This window comes from Sinorhizobium arboris LMG 14919, from assembly GCF_000427465.1.
GTDB classification, from domain to species: Bacteria; Pseudomonadota; Alphaproteobacteria; order Rhizobiales; family Rhizobiaceae; genus Sinorhizobium; species Sinorhizobium arboris.
In genome coordinates this window covers 622,105-639,486 of record NZ_KE386497.1, presented here as the reverse complement: position 1 = coordinate 639,486, position 17,382 = coordinate 622,105, and the positions used below count along the sequence as shown (strand labels likewise).

Here is a 17,382-nt window from a genome sequence, read left to right as displayed (position 1 = left end):
TACCACCCCTGCTGATCTCCCTCCATACCTCTTGAAAGGCAACGCCATGTACCCGCGGATCGATTTTCTCTACCTCTCCGAACCCGACATGATCGCAGCCGGCGTGTTGGACGCCGAGCGCTGCGTCACTGTCTGCGAGGAAACCTTCAGTCTGCTGGGCGAAGGCGACTACCTGATGGGCGGCGCAAATCACAACAGTCACGGCCTGAACATCGTGTTCCCTAAGGAAACGAAGTTCCCCAACATGCCGGTCGCCGGACCGGATCGGCGCTTCGCTGCCATGCCGGGTTATCTCGGCGGTCGCTTCGACGTCTGCGGCAACAAATGGTACGGTTCCAATCATGCCAATGCATCGAAGGGCCTGCCGCGTTCTGTGCTGACGATGATGCTGAATGACAAGGATACCGGCGCGCCGCTCGCCCTGATGTCGGCCAATCTACTGAGCGCGGCGCGCACCGGAGGAGTGCCGGGCGTCGCCGCCAAGCATCTCGCCAATGCTGACTCGAAGGTCGTCTCCGTGATCGGCTGTGGACCGATCAACAAGGCCTGCTTCTCTGCGATTATGACCCAGCTCAAGGCGGTCGAGAAGGTCGTCTGCTTCGATATCTTCCTCGACAAGGCCAACGAGTTCGCGGCCTGGGTCAAGGAGACCTATAATGTCGAAGCCATGGGTGTGGATGATGCCGAGGCTGGCTTCCGCGGCGCGGACGTCGTTACCGTCGCCGCCTCACGTCTGAAGCCGCTTTTCTTCAACGATGAATGGATCAAGGAAGGCGCCACCATCCTTGTCTCCGGCCCGTTCAACACCGAGGAAAGCTTCCTCACCACCGCCAAGATCGTCTACGACCACACCGCGCTGCAGGAAGCCTATGTTGAGGACGCCGTCGCCTCGGGCAACAAGGACGCCTATTACAGCGGCGTCATCGGCGGTCCCTTCTTCCGGCTGATCGATGCCGGAAAGCTGCCGGCACTACATGACTCGACTGGCCTGGGCGACGTGGTCAACGGCAAGAAGCCCGGGCGCGAAACGCCCAAGGATCGCGTGATCTTCATCGCATGCGGCATGGCCGTCTTCGACATCAGCTGGGGCTATGAGTGCTACCAGACTGCGCTCAAGAACGGCATCGGTCAGTCGCTGAACCTTTGGGAAAAGCCGAGTCAGGCGTAACCGGCAAAGTGGGATCACCTGCCGGGCGCAATTCGTCCGGCAGGTTCAGATGGCATCACCTCGAGCGACCTGCGCGAATCGTCGAGCCGATCGCGTCTGCCTGCATAGTCGATGACTGCAGAATAGCGAGGTAGCGGAAGGGATCGAATCCGTTTTAGCGCTCGTCGATCCCTGGGCGCCGCGTCATGTCTTATCGACCGTGAGGCAGCGAGATCACAACCCGCGGCTCTTCCAAGTCAGTGGTCGCATCTTAGCACAGCGATCTACCGAATCTGACGACCGAATGTCGACACTAACCGATGTTTAACTGAGTTGTGCGATATTTGGCTTCGATTGACGGAGAAGCGACGATGAAGCTGCGCACCAATCTGGCTGCCAAGTTGAACTGGAGGATAAGCCGGAAAGTCCCTGCTTTGGTGCTTGGTGTGACGATCCTTGCCTGCGGTACCGTCGCCGGTTATGCGAGCTTCACCTCGTTTTCGACGACCAAATATCTGATTGGAACTCATCTCGAATATATTGCGAGCACAAAACGAGACATATTGGCTACGAAGCTGAATACAACAAAGCTCGACGTCGAGGCCTTGGCCGCCAACCCAGCGCTCGTAAAAGCGTTCGACAATATGGTCACGGGCTACAAGATACTGCCGACCGATCAGATGACGGCGTTGTCGGGACTGAAGGCCACAAGCAAGGATCTAGAGGCCGGAAACACTGCAAAGGCGCAGTTTTATCTCGGGGCTTACAAAACCGTTGACCCTTGGCTGAAAGCTCTTGCCAATGAACACGGCTATGCAAACATTATTTTCGTCAACGCCGAAGGTGAGCTTATCTACAGTACCGGGCAGGATCGTCTCGGTGCGCTTCAGCCAGACGGTCCTCTTACCAAGGCAATTAAACTATCCGAGAACCAAGCGGTCGCTGTGATGACCGATTTCAGCCCACCGTCCAGCTCAGGGCCCGGGATTGCCTATTTCGCGGTTGCCGTCGCCAATGCACTAATCCCCGATGAGCGGGGCGGTACGCTGCTCGTCGCCATGACTTCTTCTGCCATAGACGCGATCATGCATGACAGCTCCGGCTTTAGTGCCGAGGGCGAAGCCATTGTTGGCGGCACGGATGGCTTGGCGCGCTCGACATCGCGTTTCTCCGAAAGCAGGGTCGCGTCCTTGTCGGTCGACAAGAGTTTGCTAAAGCCGGGAATCTCTTTCAACTCGTATGGCAACCGGGACGTAATGGCGGCTTCCGAGCCCCTGTCGTGGGGTGGACAGAACTGGTCCATCATTGCCGTCGAACCGACCGCGTCGATTTTCGCCCCGGCTGTCGACATGCTTTGGAAAATCCTCACAATATCGGTCCTAACCGCTCTGGCCGCGCTTCTTTTGTCAGTCGTCGCGTCCCGTTCCATTTCCCGGCCGATCGTGCGGCTGGTGTCCGAAATGAAAAGGTTGGCGTCCGGAGACACTAACGGTGAGGTGTTCGGAACCACCCGCGCCGACGAAGTCGGAGATATGTCACGTGCAGTAGTCGTTTTCAGAGACAATGCCATCGCCAAAAGGCTGGCAGAAGAAGACGCTCGAAGAACCGAGGCGGCAGCTGACAACGAGCGCAGGCTTATGGAAAGCGATCGGCTTGAGCGGCTGCGCGTCCAGGCTGGGGTCGTCACCGAAATTGGCAATAGTCTCTCTGCGCTTGCCAACGGCATTCTGTCTCACAAGATCGTCAAGGACTTTCCAGCTGATTACCAACAGCTGAAAGACGACTTCAATGACGCTGTCGCTCAACTGAAGGACACGGTCATCACATTTGCCACCCAGGCAAACTCGATTTCTTCCATTGCCAGCGAAATGAGCAGCGCAATGGATTCACTCGCCACGCGCACGGAGCACCAGGCCATCGTCTTGGAAGGTGCTGTCAATACGCTGGGCGCCGTCTCAACGGATGTCAATCGCACTGCCGAGGCGGCAAGCAAGGCCAATACTATCGTAGCCGAAGTGCACGCAACGGCTGCGTCCTCAGACGAGATCGTGTCTCAGGCGATTTCCGGCATGGGCGAGATTGAGGAATCTTCGTTGCAAATTGCCAATATCGTCGGTGTCATCGACGAAATCGCCTTTCAGACCAATCTTCTCGCCTTGAACGCGGGTGTCGAGGCATCAAGAGCCGGCGATGCCGGAAAGGGCTTTGCCGTCGTGGCCTCCGAAGTTCGTGCCCTGGCGCAGCGATCGGCAGACGCTGCTAAGGAAATCAAAGAATTGATCAACACCTCATCGCGGCGTGTCGAGCGGGGGACACAGCTTGTCAGTTCCACCAGCGAACTGTTGAAGAAGATTGCCAACCAAATCGATCTCATCCGATCTGTTGTGTCCAACATCGCCTCAACCGCCTCCAATCAGGCGGCACATCTCGGAGAGTTCAGCTCGACGATTAGGGAAATCGACCTGTCCACTCAGCAGACGGCGGCGCTTGCAGAAGAATCGACCGCCGCCTGCAAGTCTCTGGCCGGCGAAGCCACCCACCTCCTGCACCTCATTAGCCAGTTTCAACTTGATGATGTGGGGCACGCAACAGCGGCATTTAAAGACGTCGCCTGATCACTGACCTCTTGGACAATGAGCGCCGATCAGGTATCCCCCGAACATCGTTACATGGCACGCCGCTAACCCTCATTCGGCAAATCTGTCGAGCGCGGCCCCACCGAGGGTTTGGCGGGGCGCAGCCACCAAACGCCTCGCCGACAGGGATTCCAAGCCTTCTCCCTGATCAAACGCCGGCCGATCAATAGCAGAACATGCCCGCACTCGAGAGATCCGTCGCGGCAATGTGGACAACGGTACGACACGTGGCCAAGAACGTCGAAGGACCGCGTCAGCTTTATCGGCTGAGATTGCCGTGGAGAATCGGATCGAGGCCGGATCTTTGTCTGACCCCAATATCAACGCGTTACTTCAAGTCTTCGGCTCGAACCCACTTTGCTGCGTCGTCCAGGGTGCCGGCAAATGCGTCAATTACCGTAGACACGTGCTTTTCGGAGATGATCAGCGGCGGGCAGAAGGCAATCGTGTCGTAGATATTGCGGACAATTAGACCATGCTCATGCGCCTGCCGGAAGATGTAGCCGCCCAGCGCACCACGCGGATCGAACATGCGCCTGGTCTCCTTGTCGGCAACCAGTTCCACACCGCCCATGAGTCCGACCGTACGGACGTCGCCGACAAGCGGATGCGAAGCCAGACCGTTCAAGCCCGCCTGCAGGCGCGCGCCGACGACTTTCGCGTGGTCGACCAATTGCCGCTCCTCGATGATGTTGAGATTTTCGAGCGCAACGGCGGTCGCGACGGGGTGGCCGGTCGTGGTAAAGCCATGGGCGAAACTGCCGATCCTACCGCTGTTTTCGGTGAGAACCTCGCTGATTGCGTCGGAGATCACGATCGCCGCGAGCGGCTGATAGGACGAAGTGAGTTGCTTCGACAGCACCATGATATCCGGTTGGAAGCCGTAATATTGGCAGCCGAACATTGTGCCCAACCGGCCGAAGGCGGTAATGATCTCATCGGCGATCAGGACAATGTCATGTTGCCGGCAAATCGCTTCGACCCGTTGCCAATAACCTTCCGGCGCAGGGATCACGCCACCCGCGGCAATCACCGGCTCTCCGATGAAAGCCGCAATCGTCTCCGGCCCTTCCTCGTCAATGACGGTCTCGAGTTCCTGGGCAAGACGCTCGACGAACTCGGCTTCCGTCTCGCCTGAAAGCCCGAAGCGGTAGAAATAGGGAGCGGTGAGGTGCCGGACCGGAATGGCCGGTAGGTCGAAATCCCTATGGCTACGGGGAAGGCCAGTCAGGCTCGCCGAAGCGATGGTCGAGCCATGATAGCCCTGCTGCCTGGCGAGGAATTTCTTCTTCTGCGGTCGCCCCAGGGCATTGTTCATGTACCAGACCAACTTGATGACGGTGTCGTTGGCCTCCGAGCCGGAATTGGTGAAATGAACATGATTGAGGTCGCCGGGAGCCAGCTCGGCGAGCTTTGCAGCCAGCTTGATCGCAGGTGCATGCGTCTTGTGGGTAAAGCTGTGATAGTAGGGCAGCGTTTCCATCTGCTGGGTCGCGGCTTTGACGAGGCGATCCTCGCTAAAACCCAAGGCTACACTCCACAGACCCGACATCGCTTCGATATACGACCGGCCGTTGTTGTCGATGACGTAGACGCCGTCACCTTTTTCGATGACCGTCGGCCCGACTTCCTTGTGCCGCGCGAGATTGGTGAAGGGATGGATATGTGATGACAGGTCCTGCTGGACGAGAGAGTTGGAGAGGCTCATGACAATGTCTCTTCTTGCCGAGCTTACGAGCGGCATTCGGACGAGTACGGATTGAACCGGCGGTTCGTCAAACGGCTGTCGGCCCCTCGCCGACATGGATTAGACAAAGGCTCTTGCCATGCGAGGAGCCCAGTTCCCCAACGGCGATCCTATCGGGCCGGGCTCCCTCCAATTGCAAGAGCTTCCAGATTCTCGAAATCGGCGGCGCGGATGGGGATGCCATCCTTCATTGCCGCGGCACGACGCTGGTATCGCTGCTGCGATGGAAACCGCTCCTGTCCGGCATGGCGCAGCATTTCCAGCAAATCCCGAACGCGATTGCTGAATCCAACATTGCCGCCTCTCCTGGGATCAATGAAAATCAAAAGTTGGCCAGTCTTCGGTGCGTTGGCCTCAGGGTAGCCTGTGAAATCCACTTCCGCCGCGAACTTTCCGCCGGTCAGCGCCGAGGCCAGAACCTCGACCATCAGCGAGAGCGCCGCACCCTTGTGGCCGCCAAAAGGCAGGATGCCGCCACCGTCATTGATCACAACGGGATCGTCGCTTAGCCGCCCGTGGCGATCCACACCCGTTCCATATGGCACCTTTCGGCCCGCGCCGGCAGCAATGGTGAGATCGCCATGGGACATGTTGCTTGTGGCAAAGTCGAAAATCAGAGGATCGGAACCGCCGACCGGTGTCGCGAAAGCGATGGGATTAGTTCCAAGGACACGCTTGCGCCCGCCTGGGGGAACGACCACGCACCCACCCGTAACAACGCTAATACCAACAAAGCCCACCTGGGCGAAGGGCTCAAGTTCCGGCCAGAGTGCGCTGAAGTGATGCGAGTTGTTGATCGCGACCACCGCAACGCCGGTCGCCTCGATTATCTGGCCGATCTGCGGCCGGAATGCCTCAAAGGATGGCTGTGCGAAGCCGTTCCGGGCATCGATGCGCAGGAAGGATGGGCCAACCTCCTGGGCAGTCGGCACGGCCCTGCCATCCACCCATCCGGTTTCCAGGTTTGTCACATAGCCGGGCATGCGGAAAATGCCATGGCTGTGGCACCCATCCCGTTCGCAGGCCGCGCAATTGTCGGCCAGAATATCTGCGACCGTTTGCGCCGCACCCGCCTTCAGGAATATCCGCTTCAACAGGGCACGAAGATCCTCAAAGGAAATCTTGATGCTGTCGCCGCTGCTGCCGTGCGCCATGCGCTACTTCCTTACGCCACCGCTTGCGCGCCGGTGATTTCCACCAGCGAGCCGCAGATGAATCGCGCTTCGTCCGAGGCGAGGAAGGCGACGAGAGCGGCGACTTCCTCGGGCTTGCCGATACGACCGAAAGGGACCAGCTTGTCGAGGTCGGCAATGGTGCGGCCGGAGCGCTTGACCCCCGCTTCCAGCATCGGCGTGTGGATCTCGCCGGGACATACGGCATTCACGCGGATCTTGTCCGGCGCATAGTCGCGCGCGAGATTCTGGGTAAAAGCGGCAACGGCGGCCTTGGTCGTGTTGTAGGCGATGTGGTTTGGTGCGGGATAAAGACCCCATTGCGACGCGGTGTTGACGATTGCGCCGCCGCCGGCCTTGATCATCAGTGGCAGCGCCGCGCGGCAAAGGTGAAACATCGCATCAAGGTTGACGGCAAAGCTGATCGACCAGTCCTCGTCGGAGAGCGACAGCAGGTTGCCGCGCCGGTTGATGCCGGCATTGTTGACCAGCACGTCGAGGCGGCCACGCAGTGCAAAGCTGTCGGAAATCAGCGAAGCGCATTCGCCTTTCTCCGCGATGTTTGCCGTAATCATTTCGGCCTGCCAGCCAGCGGTGCGGATATCTGCCGTCACCGTCTTGGCAGCCTCTGCATTGGCGTCAGTTACAACGACCAACGCGCCTTCAGAGGCGAGGCGCTTGGCAATCGCCGAGCCTATTCCGCCGCCAGCGCCGGTGACCACCGCGACTTTGCCTTCGAAGCGTTGCATTCGATCTCTCCCTAACGGATGTAGCTGCCGCCATTGACGTCGAGTGTCGCGCCGTTCAGCGATGCCTGGGAGGCGCGAAGGGAGAAGGCAACCAATTCAGCAACCGCTTCCGGTTCCGCCATTTCGCCAATTGGAATTTCTCCGACAGCCGCCTGCTTGCCGTTCTTGGCAACGAATTCCTCAGCCATGCGAGTACGCACCCATCCGGGTGCGATCGCAATCGCGGTCACACCATCGGCGCCGAAGCTGCGGGCGATCGATTTGGTCAAATTGACAAGCGCCGCCTTTGTCGCGCCATAGGGCATCGCGTCCGCCGCATAGCCCCGCTGGCCGGCCCGGCTCGCCATGTTGATGATACGTCCGCCACCGTTTGCCTTGAAATGCCGGATTGCTTCTTTCGCGAGATCGGCGGCGGCAAAGAAATTGACCTGGAAATCCTTTTGCCAAACTGAGCGCCATTGATCGGGTTCGGCGGCGATCGCAATGCGGCTCAGGATTCCGGCATTGTTGACCAGCCCATGGATGCGACCCGCCGCGTCGAGCGAGCGCTGCCAGAGCGCGAAAGCGCCATCCGGTGCCGACAAATCGGCTGACACGATGATGCCTTTCCCGTCGATCTCGGCATTCAGGCTTTCCGCGCCGGCTCGGTTGCGGCCATAATGGATAATTGGTCGGGCCCCGTCCTCTGCCAAAGCCTTGATGATGGCGCGGCCAATCTCGCCCGATGCGCCGGTCACCAGGATTGTCTGGCCGGAAAGAGGCTTGTTCATTGACCTGCCCCCGGCTTGATATACCAACCCCAGGGGTCATCGGTGGCAAATCGGGTGATCTGCTTGGTTTCGAGATAGTTTTCAAAACCCCAGCGGCCAAGTTCGCGGCCGATGCCGGACTGCTTGTAACCGCCCCACGGCGCTTCGGTGAAGGTCGGCTGCGAGCAGTTGATCCAGACGATGCCGGCGCGGAAGGCCGCGGCAACGCGTTCGGTGCGCGCATCGTCCTTCGACATGACGGCAGCGGCAAGCCCGAAGCGGCTGTCATTGGCGAGTTGGATCGCTTCTTCTTCCGTAGCGAATGGGCGGATGCAAACCACCGGCCCGAAGATTTCCTCCGTCCAAGCCTCGCTGTCGAGCGGCACGTCAGTCAAGATGGTCGGCTCAAGATAATAGCCCTTGTCAAGGCCTTCCGGCCGGTTGCCGCCACAAGCAACGGTCGCGCCGGCTGCCTTTGCTTTTTCTATATCGCGCATGACATTGGAATATTGCCGCGCAGAAACGAGCGGTCCGAGCAGGATCCCGTCATCGAGGCCATTGCCGATGGTGATCTTCCTGGTTTCCTCGATCAGGCGGGCAAGCAGCCTCTCGTAGATGCCCTGCTGCACCAGAACGCGGGAGGTGGCCGAGCAGACTTGGCCCTGATTCCAGAAAATACCGAACATGATCCATTCGACGGCCTGTTCGATATCGGCGTCATCGAAAACGACGAAAGGCGACTTGCCGCCAAGCTCGAGGCTGATGCGCTTTACGTCCCGCGCCGCCTGCGCCATCATCTTCGAACCGACCGGGCCGGAGCCGGTGAAGGCGAGCTTGTCAACCAGGGGATGGTCGACGATCGCCTGTCCGGCGATCGAACCCGCGCCTGTCACAACGTTCAGTACGCCGGCAGGCAATCCGACCTCATCGGCGATGGCGGCCAGTTCAAGCGCGGTCAGCGAGGTGAGTTCAGCCGGTTTCAGCACGACTGTGCAACCCGCCGCAAGCGCCGGCGCCACCTTCCACGATGCCATCAGCAACGGATAGTTCCAGGGGACAATCGCTCCCACGACGCCCATCGGCTCCTTGACCGCCTTGGAGGTGAAGCGGGCATCGCCGAGCAGGACAGGCTCGACGGATTTCGTATCGAATTCCTCAGCCAGTCCGGCATAAAAATCGAAGCAGCCGGCAGCGTCGGCGATGTCCCAGTCCGCTTCCGGGAAAGGCTTGCCATTGTCGAGCACTTCAAGCCGGGCGATATCGGCCTGCCGGGCGCGAATGCCGGCGGCGATGGCGCGCAGATATCTGGCGCGCTCGGCGCCGGCGAGTTTCGGCCAACCATCCTTGTCGAAGGCGCGTCGCGCTGCCTTCACGGCGAGATCGACATCCTCCTCGGTTGCCAGCGCAATCTGCCGGATCACCTCTTCTGTCGCGGGATTGATGACATCGGCCGTGCCGCCCTTTGCGGGGGCAACCCATTTTCCATCGATGTAGAGTTTGTCCTGCATGAGATACTCCATTGGCAACCCGGCTCAGAACCGGTCGGCGCGAAAGGGGGTAAGATCGACGGGCGGCGTGACACCGGAAATCAGGTCCCCCATCAGCCGCGCATTGGTCGCGGCATAGGTGAGCCCGAGATGGCCATGGCCGGTCGCATAATAGAGATCGCGATGCTTGGCAGAGGCGCTCATGACAGGCACCGTGTCTGGGAAGGCCGGACGGTGGCCCATCCATTCACTCGTCTGACGCACTTTCAGATCGGGCAGCGCTTCGAGCGCGCGCTTGACCGTGATCTTGGCGCGGCGATAGTCCGGTGCAGCGTCAATGCCCGCCATTTCCACCGTGCCGCCGATCCGGATGCCGCCTGCCGTCGGCGTCACCATGAAGGCCTTGGCCGGCCAGATGATCGAATGGCGCATGGAAATACCGGGATCCATGATCTGGGTGTGATAGCCGCGTTCGGTTTCAAGCGGAATCGGCTCTCCGAGATCCCGGGCCATGCGGGCGGTAAAAACCCCCCGCCGCGAGCACGGTCTTTTCGGCTTTGATCGCACGACCATCCTTTAGGCGGACAGCCTTGATCCCGCCCTCGCCCGTCTCAAAGCCGCCGACGTCGCCGCGGACGATCGTACCGCCTAGGGCCTGGAAGCGTTCGGCAAGCGCCGTGACGAGTTTGTATGGGTCTGCCACCGACCGGTTGTCGGGAAAGAGCACCGCCTTGGTGATCTTGGTCGTCAGTGCCGGTTCAAGGTCGCGGATCGCATTACCGCCCAAAATCTCGTGACGAAAACCGAAGCGCTCGAGGATTTCGATATGATCGCGATCGGCCTTGAACTCGGCCTCGTCGGCATAAAGGCTGAGGCAGCCTTCCGCACTCAGCATGTGAGTCAGACCGGTCTCTTTCAAGAGCGCATCAAGGTCCTCCTGCACGCGGTGGCAGAGCACCGCGCCTGCTGCCTCGAGTTCGCGAAGCTTCGAGGGACGGCTTGCTGCCAGAAAACGCAGGAACCAGGGGATAAGTCGCGGCATATAGGACGGCCGGACGCGCACCGGGCCTTCCGGATCGAGAAGCCATTTCGGCATCTGTTTCCAGATTGCCGGTCGCGAGGCCGGCATGAACTCGGTCACCGCGATGCTTGCCATATTGCCGAAGCTTGCGCCGGTGCCCGGACCATCCCGCTCGATTAGCCGGACGGCATGCCCGCGGCGTTGCAGATCATAGGCAAGCGTGGTGCCGATAATGCCGGCGCCGACAATTGCGATCGTGGATGAAGTGTTCATGTTGCTGTCTGCCGGATCAAACGGTTGCCATCCAGGTGTCGGCCACGGTGAAGCCATTCGGATACGGATCGGTCGGATCCATGCCCATCTGGTGAAAACCGGTGATCCAGGCCTGGCCTGATATGGCGGGAATGACGGCATCGTATCGGCCGACCTTGGCCAGACCGTCAATCGAGCACAAAAAGCGGCTGCCGGTGATGGATTCATGCACTAGCGTTTCGCCGGGCGCGATCAGACCTTTGGCATGAAGCAGGGCCAAGCGGGCCGACGAACCCGTGCCGCAGGGCGAACGATCGCAACGCCCCGGGGAAACGACGACGCAATTTCTCGATACCAGTTGGCCGTTCTCGCGGCGTAGCGGACCCATGAATTCCGTGTTGGTGATGCCCGGAATGGCAGGGTTTTCGGGATGTTCCACCGCAAGCTGCTCCACGGCGGCGGTTTTCAGCCTCTGACCGACCTCGCACAGTTCCCGTGCTTCGGACGGGTCGACTGAAAAGCCGAGTGCTGCGGCGTCGACCATCACATAGGTCATACCGCCATAGACGATGTCGACCCCGACCGTACCCAGGCCGGCGACCTCGATCTTGCTGTCGACGTGATAGCAAAAGGCAGGCTGGTTCACGAGGCGGACGCTGGTCACCTTCCCATCGCGGCACTCGCAGCGTACACGGATGAGACCCGCCGGCGACTCGAGCGTCAGGTTTGTAACGGGTTCCTGCATCGGCAGGATGCCCGTCTCGAGCAGCACGGTCGCAACGCACATGGTGTTCGACCCGGACATCGCAGGATACTCGGTGGTCTCCAGGATCACATAGCCCATATCCGCGTCAGGATGGTTGGACGGCAGCACGATATTGGCATTGTGCCAGACGGCGCCGCGCGGCTCGAACAGCACCATTTTGCGGATGTCGTCCATGTAGTTTTCAAGATGAAGTTTCTTGTCGAACATTGTCTTACCCGGCACCTGTCCGACGCCGCCGACGATGACCTTGCCGCTCTCGCCTTCCGCATGGCATTCGACGACGGAGAGCACCTTTTTGAACCGCATGACCCCGATCCCTGAACCCAAGAAGCAATAAGGGCGCCCGACGCAACCGGGCGCCACCGGCTCGAAACTTACCAGTTGAGGATCGGCTGCATGGCGGCCTTGAACTCGGCCTTCTCGGCATCGGTCAGGGGGCCGAGCGGCGCGCGGCACTCGCCGACGGGCAAGCCCTGCAGCTCGCAGCCATACTTGATCTTCTGTACGAATTTTCCGGATTCGAGGATGTTCATCGCACGATAAAGGGTCTTCATCATGTCGCGCGCCTTGGCGATATCGCCTGACTTGTAGGTGCGGTCGAGATCGCAGCACGCTTTCGCCATGCAGTTCGACGGTCCGCAAATCCAGCTTTCCGCACCCCAGAACATGAAGTCGAGCGCAATATCGTCGGAACCGCTGACCAATTGGATCTTGCCCTCGTAGCGGCTGGCGATATCGATCGCCCGCTGCAGCACGCCCGAGCTTTCTTTGATGCCAATGACACGCGGATTGTCGGCAAAGTGGTCCATCAATTCGAAGCTGATATCGGAGCCGTCCTTTGCCGGGTAGCTGTAGAGCACCAGGTTGACGTCGACCGCAGCCAGCACGGTTTCATAGTGCTTGATCAGCTCTTCCTGGGTCGGGCGGGTGTAGAAGGGCGGCGCGAGCAAAACCGTGTCATAGCCGATCTTCCTGGCGAGCTCGGTCTGCTCGATAACCTCGCGCGTGGCCGGCGCATTCGTGCCGGCGATCAGGATTTCGCCCGGCTTGGCGAAGTCCTTGACGAACTGCAGGACGTCGCGGCGCTCCTCGGTGGTCTGGCTGAAATATTCACCCGTCGAACCGTTCGGTACCCAGCCGGTCACCCCGGCCTCGCGGAGATGGGCCAAAAGCTTTTCAAAGGACTTGAAATCGATCTTGTTGTTTTTGTCGAAGGGGGTGACGAGGGCGGGCATGACGCCGGTGAGTTTCATCGCGAGGCTCCATTTGACAAGAATTTAGAAGTGACTGTTTCGATCCGAGGGTCTTGGCAGTTCATTTGCGCCGTCCAGCGGCACCTGCATCCATCCTCTGCCTGCCGATGTTATGTCGTCTTAATGTCGACAAAGTCAAGCTGAAAGTTCCTTGTCGACACGGTGTCCTTATGAATCTATGGTCAAGGCATACAGGCGGGAAGGAATTTGAAGTGGAAGAACAGGAATCTAGGCGCATCCGTGGCACCGGCTGGAAAAGCGTCTACGACACGCTGCGAGCCGAGATCCTGGGGCTGAGGTTGCAGCCCGGCCAGCTTCTCGACGAGACGACGCTTGCCGAGCGTTTCGACATGTCGCGCTCCCCCGTCCGTGAGGCGCTGATCCGCCTGGCGGGCGAAGGTCTGGTGGTCACTCTGTCCAATCGCAGTACTATCGTCGCGCCGATCGAAATCGGGACGTTCCCCAAATATGTCGAGGCGCTGGATATCGCTCAGCGTATGAACACTCGCCTTGCGGCGACACTGCGTACCGACGCCGATCTCAAGATCATCGCCAAGCGCCAGAAGGAGTTCGAGGCGGCGGTCAAGACCGGCGTTCATCTCTCGATGTCGGAAGCCAACAAGCGTTTCCACATGGCCATTGCGGATGCCGGAAAAAATCCTTTTCTTGCTTCGTTCTATGAACGGCTTCTGGGACAAGGCCAGCGCATGCTGCACCTGCATTTCGAATATCTCGAGAGGACGCATGAGGGCTATCTCCTCACCGACGAGCACAACCTGATGCTGGAAGCGATCCGCAACCGCGATGTGGAGCGGGCGGACGAACTCGCCCACGCCCATACCCGCCAGTTCCAAGACAACTTCATCAATTTCATGCGCGAGAACTACACAACCGAAGCTCCTCTCATGCCATTGAACGCCGCAGAATGAGCCATGTCATGACCGGTCCGATTGGCTTTCTCGGAACGGGAACGATCACCAGGGCGATCATCACGGGTCTGCTTGCCGACCCTGAATTCGCAAACCCGATTATTGTCGCGCCCCGCAACGCCGAGATCGCGACGGATCTCGCGGCCACCTATCCGCAGGTCACGATCGCCGAAGACAATCAGGCTGTTTCAAACAGCTCCGAGGTGGTCTTTCTGGCCGTGCGGCCGCAAATCGCATCAGACGTCATTCCGCAAATCGGATTTCGTGACGGCCAACTCGTCATCAGTCTGATCGCCGCCACGGAGCGCGAGACTTTGCACGAATGGATCAAGTCCGATGTCGAGCTCGTACAGGCCATACCCCTGCCCTTTGTCGAGGACCGCGAGGGTGTGACCGCCATTTTTCCACGCAGCCCTCGCGTCGCAGATCTCTTCAACAGGATCGGGACGGCCGTGGAATGCGAGACGCGCACGGAATACGACCTGTTGGCTGCCGCCAGCGCGACCATGTCGCTTTATTTTGGCCTGATGGCACGCGCCGTCGATTGGCTTGAAGCGCAGGGTCTACCCGAGGACAGCGGTCGCGCGTACCTCTCGGCTCATTTTCAAACCCTTGCGAAGGTCGCGAGCCGTCGGTCCGACACCTCCCTTCACAGGCTGTCGCGGGAATACGCCACCAAGGGAGGCCTGAACGAACAGGTCTGGACGGATTTCGACCAGAACGGCGGAACGCGCGCTCTGGTCGACGCACTCGATCGGGTGCTGTTGCGTATCACGAAATAGAGCCTGCCGTCAGCCATCCGGGAAGCGCGGTCTCGGCAAAGCCGCTGCAGGCAGCGTCGACGCAGCGTTGTAGGCTTCCGAAATGGAACTCCCTGCCCACGGCGGCGGGACCGTAATGCGCATATTTGCCGGAATTGGTCATGATATATCTGACGCGGGGGGCAATGACAGGCTCAGAGATCAGGCACCAGCAGGTATCGTTGAGGAACCGGCCGCCGAACCTCGAGATCACATCGACAAAGCCTTCCTTCTTGGCTTTCTCGAAAACGTCCCTTCCGCAGGTCACGATCATGTCGACCTTATCCGACTTCATCCTGCCAGTACAAAGTGCCGCGAGCCGTTCGCATTCCGTCAGCGAGAAATGCGGGTTGCCCAGCGATACGAGATCGACATCCGCGGAGCCGGCATTGTTGAGCTCGCGCCACGTCTCGATCAACGCCTCGATCGTAATCGTGTGACGGCCCACCCCATGCGAGCCGCCCGTCGCCTCTTCGACGGTCCTTGCCTCCGGTGTTGCGCCAACAATGTGGAACATCGCCACAGCCGACGTCGTGGCAAAAGCCGCGCCGAAAGCCTTGAGATCATCGAGGGAGATCGGTAGCTCCTCCAGTCCGGTAAGAACGGGAATATCGTTCGTTGCGATCTTGCCCACGTGATATCCCAATGCCGGCCAGAAGGAATCGTCGAGCACATCAGGACGCGGAACATTTATCTGGAGCGTGGCGAGACGCTTCTCGGGAAGGTAACAATCGGCATTCGGCGCGCGCCCGGTTATGGCCACAAGAATATCGAGATAGTCCGGATATTTCATCGTGCGCGCACCCAGCACCGCGTTGGCAAACACCACGGCATTTGATTCCGCCCAGGCGATCCGCTGGCCGAATGCAGGCGCTCCATCGAGTAGATAGGGCGCACATGTATAGGTCGGCTCGACGCCCATGGCCCTATAGGTATCGGCCAGCTCATCGGACGGCCTGCCAAGACCCGGATCGACGCCGAGGCCTTGCCACAGGCGCCGATCGACGCAAAGCGAATTCATGGTCGAGCGTATGCGAACGCGGCCACCCAGTTCGAACAGTCTCCTGGCAAATTGAAGAACGCCCGACCCGTGGTAAAAGCATCCGTCGATATGCGCCATATCGACATCGATAAGGCTGTGGGCCCCTTCGATCTGCGCGGTTCTAATGATGATGCGCATGGCGACCCGTGCCGCCTCGCCGAATTCACCGTCGAGAAACCGCTGGTCAGTCTCGGTCAGTTCGAAACCTTCGAGATCGACGGTGATAGAATCGCCGTCATCGGCCATGAAGGCGGGAGCGGCTGCGTGGAGATCTACCTGGCCATCGTGGACGACCGCATGCCGAGCCTCGGCAAGTGAGGCAAAGTCCTCCGCGGACAGACGGACGACCGGAATGCTCTTCCGGAACAGCTCCTTCGCAATGAGCACGCCCAAGGTCAAGATCGTCTCCTTGTGCTGCAAGACGAGCGCGCTCGGAGCATGGCCGTTCATGATAAGTTCGAAGATGGCCAGACTTCCTGCGCAGGAACCCCGCCCGCTGGGGATTGCGAGGATCTTCCCGCAAACGCTTTGTCCATGCAGTGGATGGTGCGTGTCGATCACGACTCCGGTCTTGGGATGCACGCCTCCCATGAAACTGAGGCCGACGTTGGAAAACAGAAGCTCACCCGCTCCTATGCCGGCGACAAGACATTCTCCATTCATCGCTCAATACCCCGATGATTGCTGCTAGCGTCGCTGATTGACGTGCTTCTCGACACCATGTACCCGTTCGGGGCTACGTTATTCGTCTACGCCGGCTGGGCAGCTGCGTTAGTGTAAACCGAGTAGACCAGCCAACCGCAGTCCACTGGCAATGTCACACCTGTGATGGCAGCGGCTGCAGGCGAACAAAGGAAGAAGATCGCTTCTCCAATTTCGCTCGGCTCGACAAACCTGCCGAGAGCCGACTTGGAGATAACCTTCGATGGATCGCGTTCTCCCCTATCGATCCTGTCCTTCATCGCCGGAGTAAGGGTGTATCCCGGGGCCACGGCATTTACCCTTACCCCCTGCGGGCCCAATTCGGCTGCCATCACTTCCGTTAGAGTTTTCAGAGCCGCCTTGCTCATCGCATATGCGGGCTGCGGCAGCGCATGAAACGTCGTCAATGAGCACAGGTTGATAATCGCACCATGGCCTGACTCAGCCATTTTTTTCCCAAAGGCTTTGCCGGTCAAAACGCTTCCACGCAGATTAACATCGAGAATTCTGTCGAAATCCTCGATGCGCATCGATGTCAACCGCGTGGCGTTTTGAAGTATGCCACCCGAATTGATCAGAGCTGCAACTCCGCCTTCTAGAGAAAACACCTGCTCTGAAAATGATTGGACTGCCGCCTCGTCTGTAACATCGAGATAAACAGACTGCACGTCGAAGCCCCGAACGCTTAGCTCGCCAGCTATCTCTCGGCCGCGGTCAGCATTGATATCGGCGATAATGACTTTCCACCCCGAGGAGGCAAACTTCCGCACCGTCGCCTCACCGATTCCACTTGCTCCACCCGTCACTACCGCCCGTAGCGTCTGGCTGCCGGCGCTTGCGCTCATATCACCGCTCCCTTTCTCGGCAAGGCTTAAAGGCGTCGATCTAATGTCGACACAAACCTTCTGTCAACCGGCTCATTTGAAAACG

The 17,382-nt window shown here is 59.4% G+C and carries 13 protein-coding genes and 1 pseudogene; 4 read left to right on the top strand and 10 right to left on the bottom strand.

Annotated features, from left to right (window positions below):
- Positions 1-46 precede the first annotated feature (46 nt).
- Both SINAR_RS0132000 and SINAR_RS01000000134470 read left to right on the top strand, forming a co-directional pair.
- Positions 47-1,168: a tyramine oxidase subunit B gene (locus SINAR_RS0132000; protein WP_028002806.1), complete on the top strand. Its 1,122-nt coding sequence runs from the start codon at positions 47-49 to the stop codon at positions 1,166-1,168.
- A gap of 350 nt (positions 1,169-1,518) precedes the next feature.
- The gene (locus tag SINAR_RS01000000134470) at positions 1,519-3,762 is read left to right on the top strand and encodes a methyl-accepting chemotaxis protein (protein ID WP_033058291.1); all 2,244 of its coding nucleotides are present in this window, start codon (positions 1,519-1,521) and stop codon (positions 3,760-3,762) included.
- 349 nt (positions 3,763-4,111) lie between these two features.
- Here SINAR_RS01000000134470 and SINAR_RS0131990 read toward each other — a convergent pair whose 3' ends face one another.
- From SINAR_RS0131990 to dapA, 8 genes and pseudogenes are all read right to left on the bottom strand, one after another.
- Positions 4,112-5,491: an aspartate aminotransferase family protein gene (locus SINAR_RS0131990; RefSeq protein WP_028002805.1), complete on the bottom strand. Its 1,380-nt coding sequence runs from the start codon at positions 5,489-5,491 to the stop codon at positions 4,112-4,114.
- 149 nt (positions 5,492-5,640) lie between these two features.
- Positions 5,641-6,684, bottom strand: a complete 1,044-nt coding sequence (locus SINAR_RS0131985) for an Ldh family oxidoreductase (RefSeq protein ID WP_028002804.1) — start codon at positions 6,682-6,684, stop codon at positions 5,641-5,643.
- A gap of 11 nt (positions 6,685-6,695) precedes the next feature.
- A complete protein-coding gene (locus SINAR_RS0131980; RefSeq protein WP_028002803.1) occupies positions 6,696-7,451 on the bottom strand; it encodes an SDR family NAD(P)-dependent oxidoreductase in 756 nt (251 codons plus the stop codon).
- Between the two features lie 11 nt (positions 7,452-7,462).
- Positions 7,463-8,221 carry an SDR family NAD(P)-dependent oxidoreductase gene (locus SINAR_RS0131975; RefSeq protein WP_028002802.1) on the bottom strand — a complete coding sequence of 253 codons (759 nt, stop codon included), beginning with the start codon at positions 8,219-8,221 and terminating at the stop codon, positions 7,463-7,465.
- Complete coding sequence (locus SINAR_RS0131970) at positions 8,218-9,708, bottom strand: aldehyde dehydrogenase family protein (RefSeq protein WP_028002801.1); 1,491 nt, start codon at positions 9,706-9,708, stop codon at positions 8,218-8,220. The genes SINAR_RS0131975 and SINAR_RS0131970 overlap by 4 nt, the downstream gene beginning before the upstream one ends.
- A 24-nt stretch (positions 9,709-9,732) precedes the next feature.
- Positions 9,733-10,981 (bottom strand): annotated as a pseudogene (locus tag SINAR_RS01000000134465) (NAD(P)/FAD-dependent oxidoreductase).
- A gap of 16 nt (positions 10,982-10,997) precedes the next feature.
- Complete coding sequence (locus SINAR_RS0131960; protein WP_028002800.1) at positions 10,998-12,032, bottom strand: proline racemase family protein; 1,035 nt, start codon at positions 12,030-12,032, stop codon at positions 10,998-11,000.
- A 68-nt stretch (positions 12,033-12,100) separates the two neighbouring features.
- On the bottom strand, positions 12,101-12,979 hold the full coding sequence (dapA, locus tag SINAR_RS0131955) for a 4-hydroxy-tetrahydrodipicolinate synthase (RefSeq protein WP_028002799.1): 879 nt from the start codon (positions 12,977-12,979) through the stop codon (positions 12,101-12,103).
- A gap of 170 nt (positions 12,980-13,149) precedes the next feature.
- Here dapA and SINAR_RS0131950 point away from each other — a divergent pair, with 170 nt between their 5' ends.
- Together SINAR_RS0131950 and SINAR_RS0131945 are read left to right on the top strand one after the other, a co-directional pair.
- On the top strand, positions 13,150-13,908 hold the full coding sequence (locus tag SINAR_RS0131950; protein WP_050577639.1) for a GntR family transcriptional regulator: 759 nt from the start codon (positions 13,150-13,152) through the stop codon (positions 13,906-13,908).
- Between the two features lie 8 nt (positions 13,909-13,916).
- On the top strand, positions 13,917-14,690 hold the full coding sequence (locus tag SINAR_RS0131945; protein ID WP_033058494.1) for a pyrroline-5-carboxylate reductase: 774 nt from the start codon (positions 13,917-13,919) through the stop codon (positions 14,688-14,690).
- Here the strand turns inward: SINAR_RS0131945 and lhpI are convergent.
- Together lhpI and SINAR_RS0131935 are read right to left on the bottom strand one after the other, a co-directional pair.
- Positions 14,680-16,413: a cis-3-hydroxy-L-proline dehydratase gene (gene lhpI, locus SINAR_RS0131940; RefSeq protein ID WP_028002796.1), complete on the bottom strand. Its 1,734-nt coding sequence runs from the start codon at positions 16,411-16,413 to the stop codon at positions 14,680-14,682. The two genes, SINAR_RS0131945 and lhpI, sit on opposite strands and share 11 nt — an antisense overlap.
- An 86-nt stretch (positions 16,414-16,499) precedes the next feature.
- The gene (locus SINAR_RS0131935; protein ID WP_028002795.1) at positions 16,500-17,297 is read right to left on the bottom strand and encodes an SDR family NAD(P)-dependent oxidoreductase; all 798 of its coding nucleotides are present in this window, start codon (positions 17,295-17,297) and stop codon (positions 16,500-16,502) included.
- Positions 17,298-17,382 lie beyond the last annotated feature (85 nt).

Bases quoted from the DNA above. Each gene is read 5' to 3' on its own strand.
- dapA (WP_028002799.1), bottom strand. From the start codon at position 12,979: ATGAAACTCACCGGCGTCATGCCCGCCCTCGTCACCCCCTTCGACAAA.
- SINAR_RS0131945 (WP_033058494.1), top strand. From the start codon at position 13,917: ATGACCGGTCCGATTGGCTTTCTCGGAACGGGAACGATCACCAGGGCG.
- SINAR_RS0131980 (WP_028002803.1), bottom strand. From the start codon at position 7,451: ATGCAACGCTTCGAAGGCAAAGTCGCGGTGGTCACCGGCGCTGGCGGC.
- SINAR_RS0131985 (WP_028002804.1), bottom strand. From the start codon at position 6,684: ATGGCGCACGGCAGCAGCGGCGACAGCATCAAGATTTCCTTTGAGGAT.
- lhpI (WP_028002796.1), bottom strand. From the start codon at position 16,413: ATGAATGGAGAATGTCTTGTCGCCGGCATAGGAGCGGGTGAGCTTCTG.
- SINAR_RS0131960 (WP_028002800.1), bottom strand. From the start codon at position 12,032: ATGCGGTTCAAAAAGGTGCTCTCCGTCGTCGAATGCCATGCGGAAGGC.
- SINAR_RS0131970 (WP_028002801.1), bottom strand. From the start codon at position 9,708: ATGCAGGACAAACTCTACATCGATGGAAAATGGGTTGCCCCCGCAAAG.
- SINAR_RS01000000134470 (WP_033058291.1), top strand. From the start codon at position 1,519: ATGAAGCTGCGCACCAATCTGGCTGCCAAGTTGAACTGGAGGATAAGC.
- SINAR_RS0131950 (WP_050577639.1), top strand. From the start codon at position 13,150: ATGAATCTATGGTCAAGGCATACAGGCGGGAAGGAATTTGAAGTGGAA.
- SINAR_RS0131990 (WP_028002805.1), bottom strand. From the start codon at position 5,491: ATGAGCCTCTCCAACTCTCTCGTCCAGCAGGACCTGTCATCACATATC.
- SINAR_RS0131935 (WP_028002795.1), bottom strand. From the start codon at position 17,297: ATGAGCGCAAGCGCCGGCAGCCAGACGCTACGGGCGGTAGTGACGGGT.
- SINAR_RS0132000 (WP_028002806.1), top strand. From the start codon at position 47: ATGTACCCGCGGATCGATTTTCTCTACCTCTCCGAACCCGACATGATC.
- SINAR_RS0131975 (WP_028002802.1), bottom strand. From the start codon at position 8,221: ATGAACAAGCCTCTTTCCGGCCAGACAATCCTGGTGACCGGCGCATCG.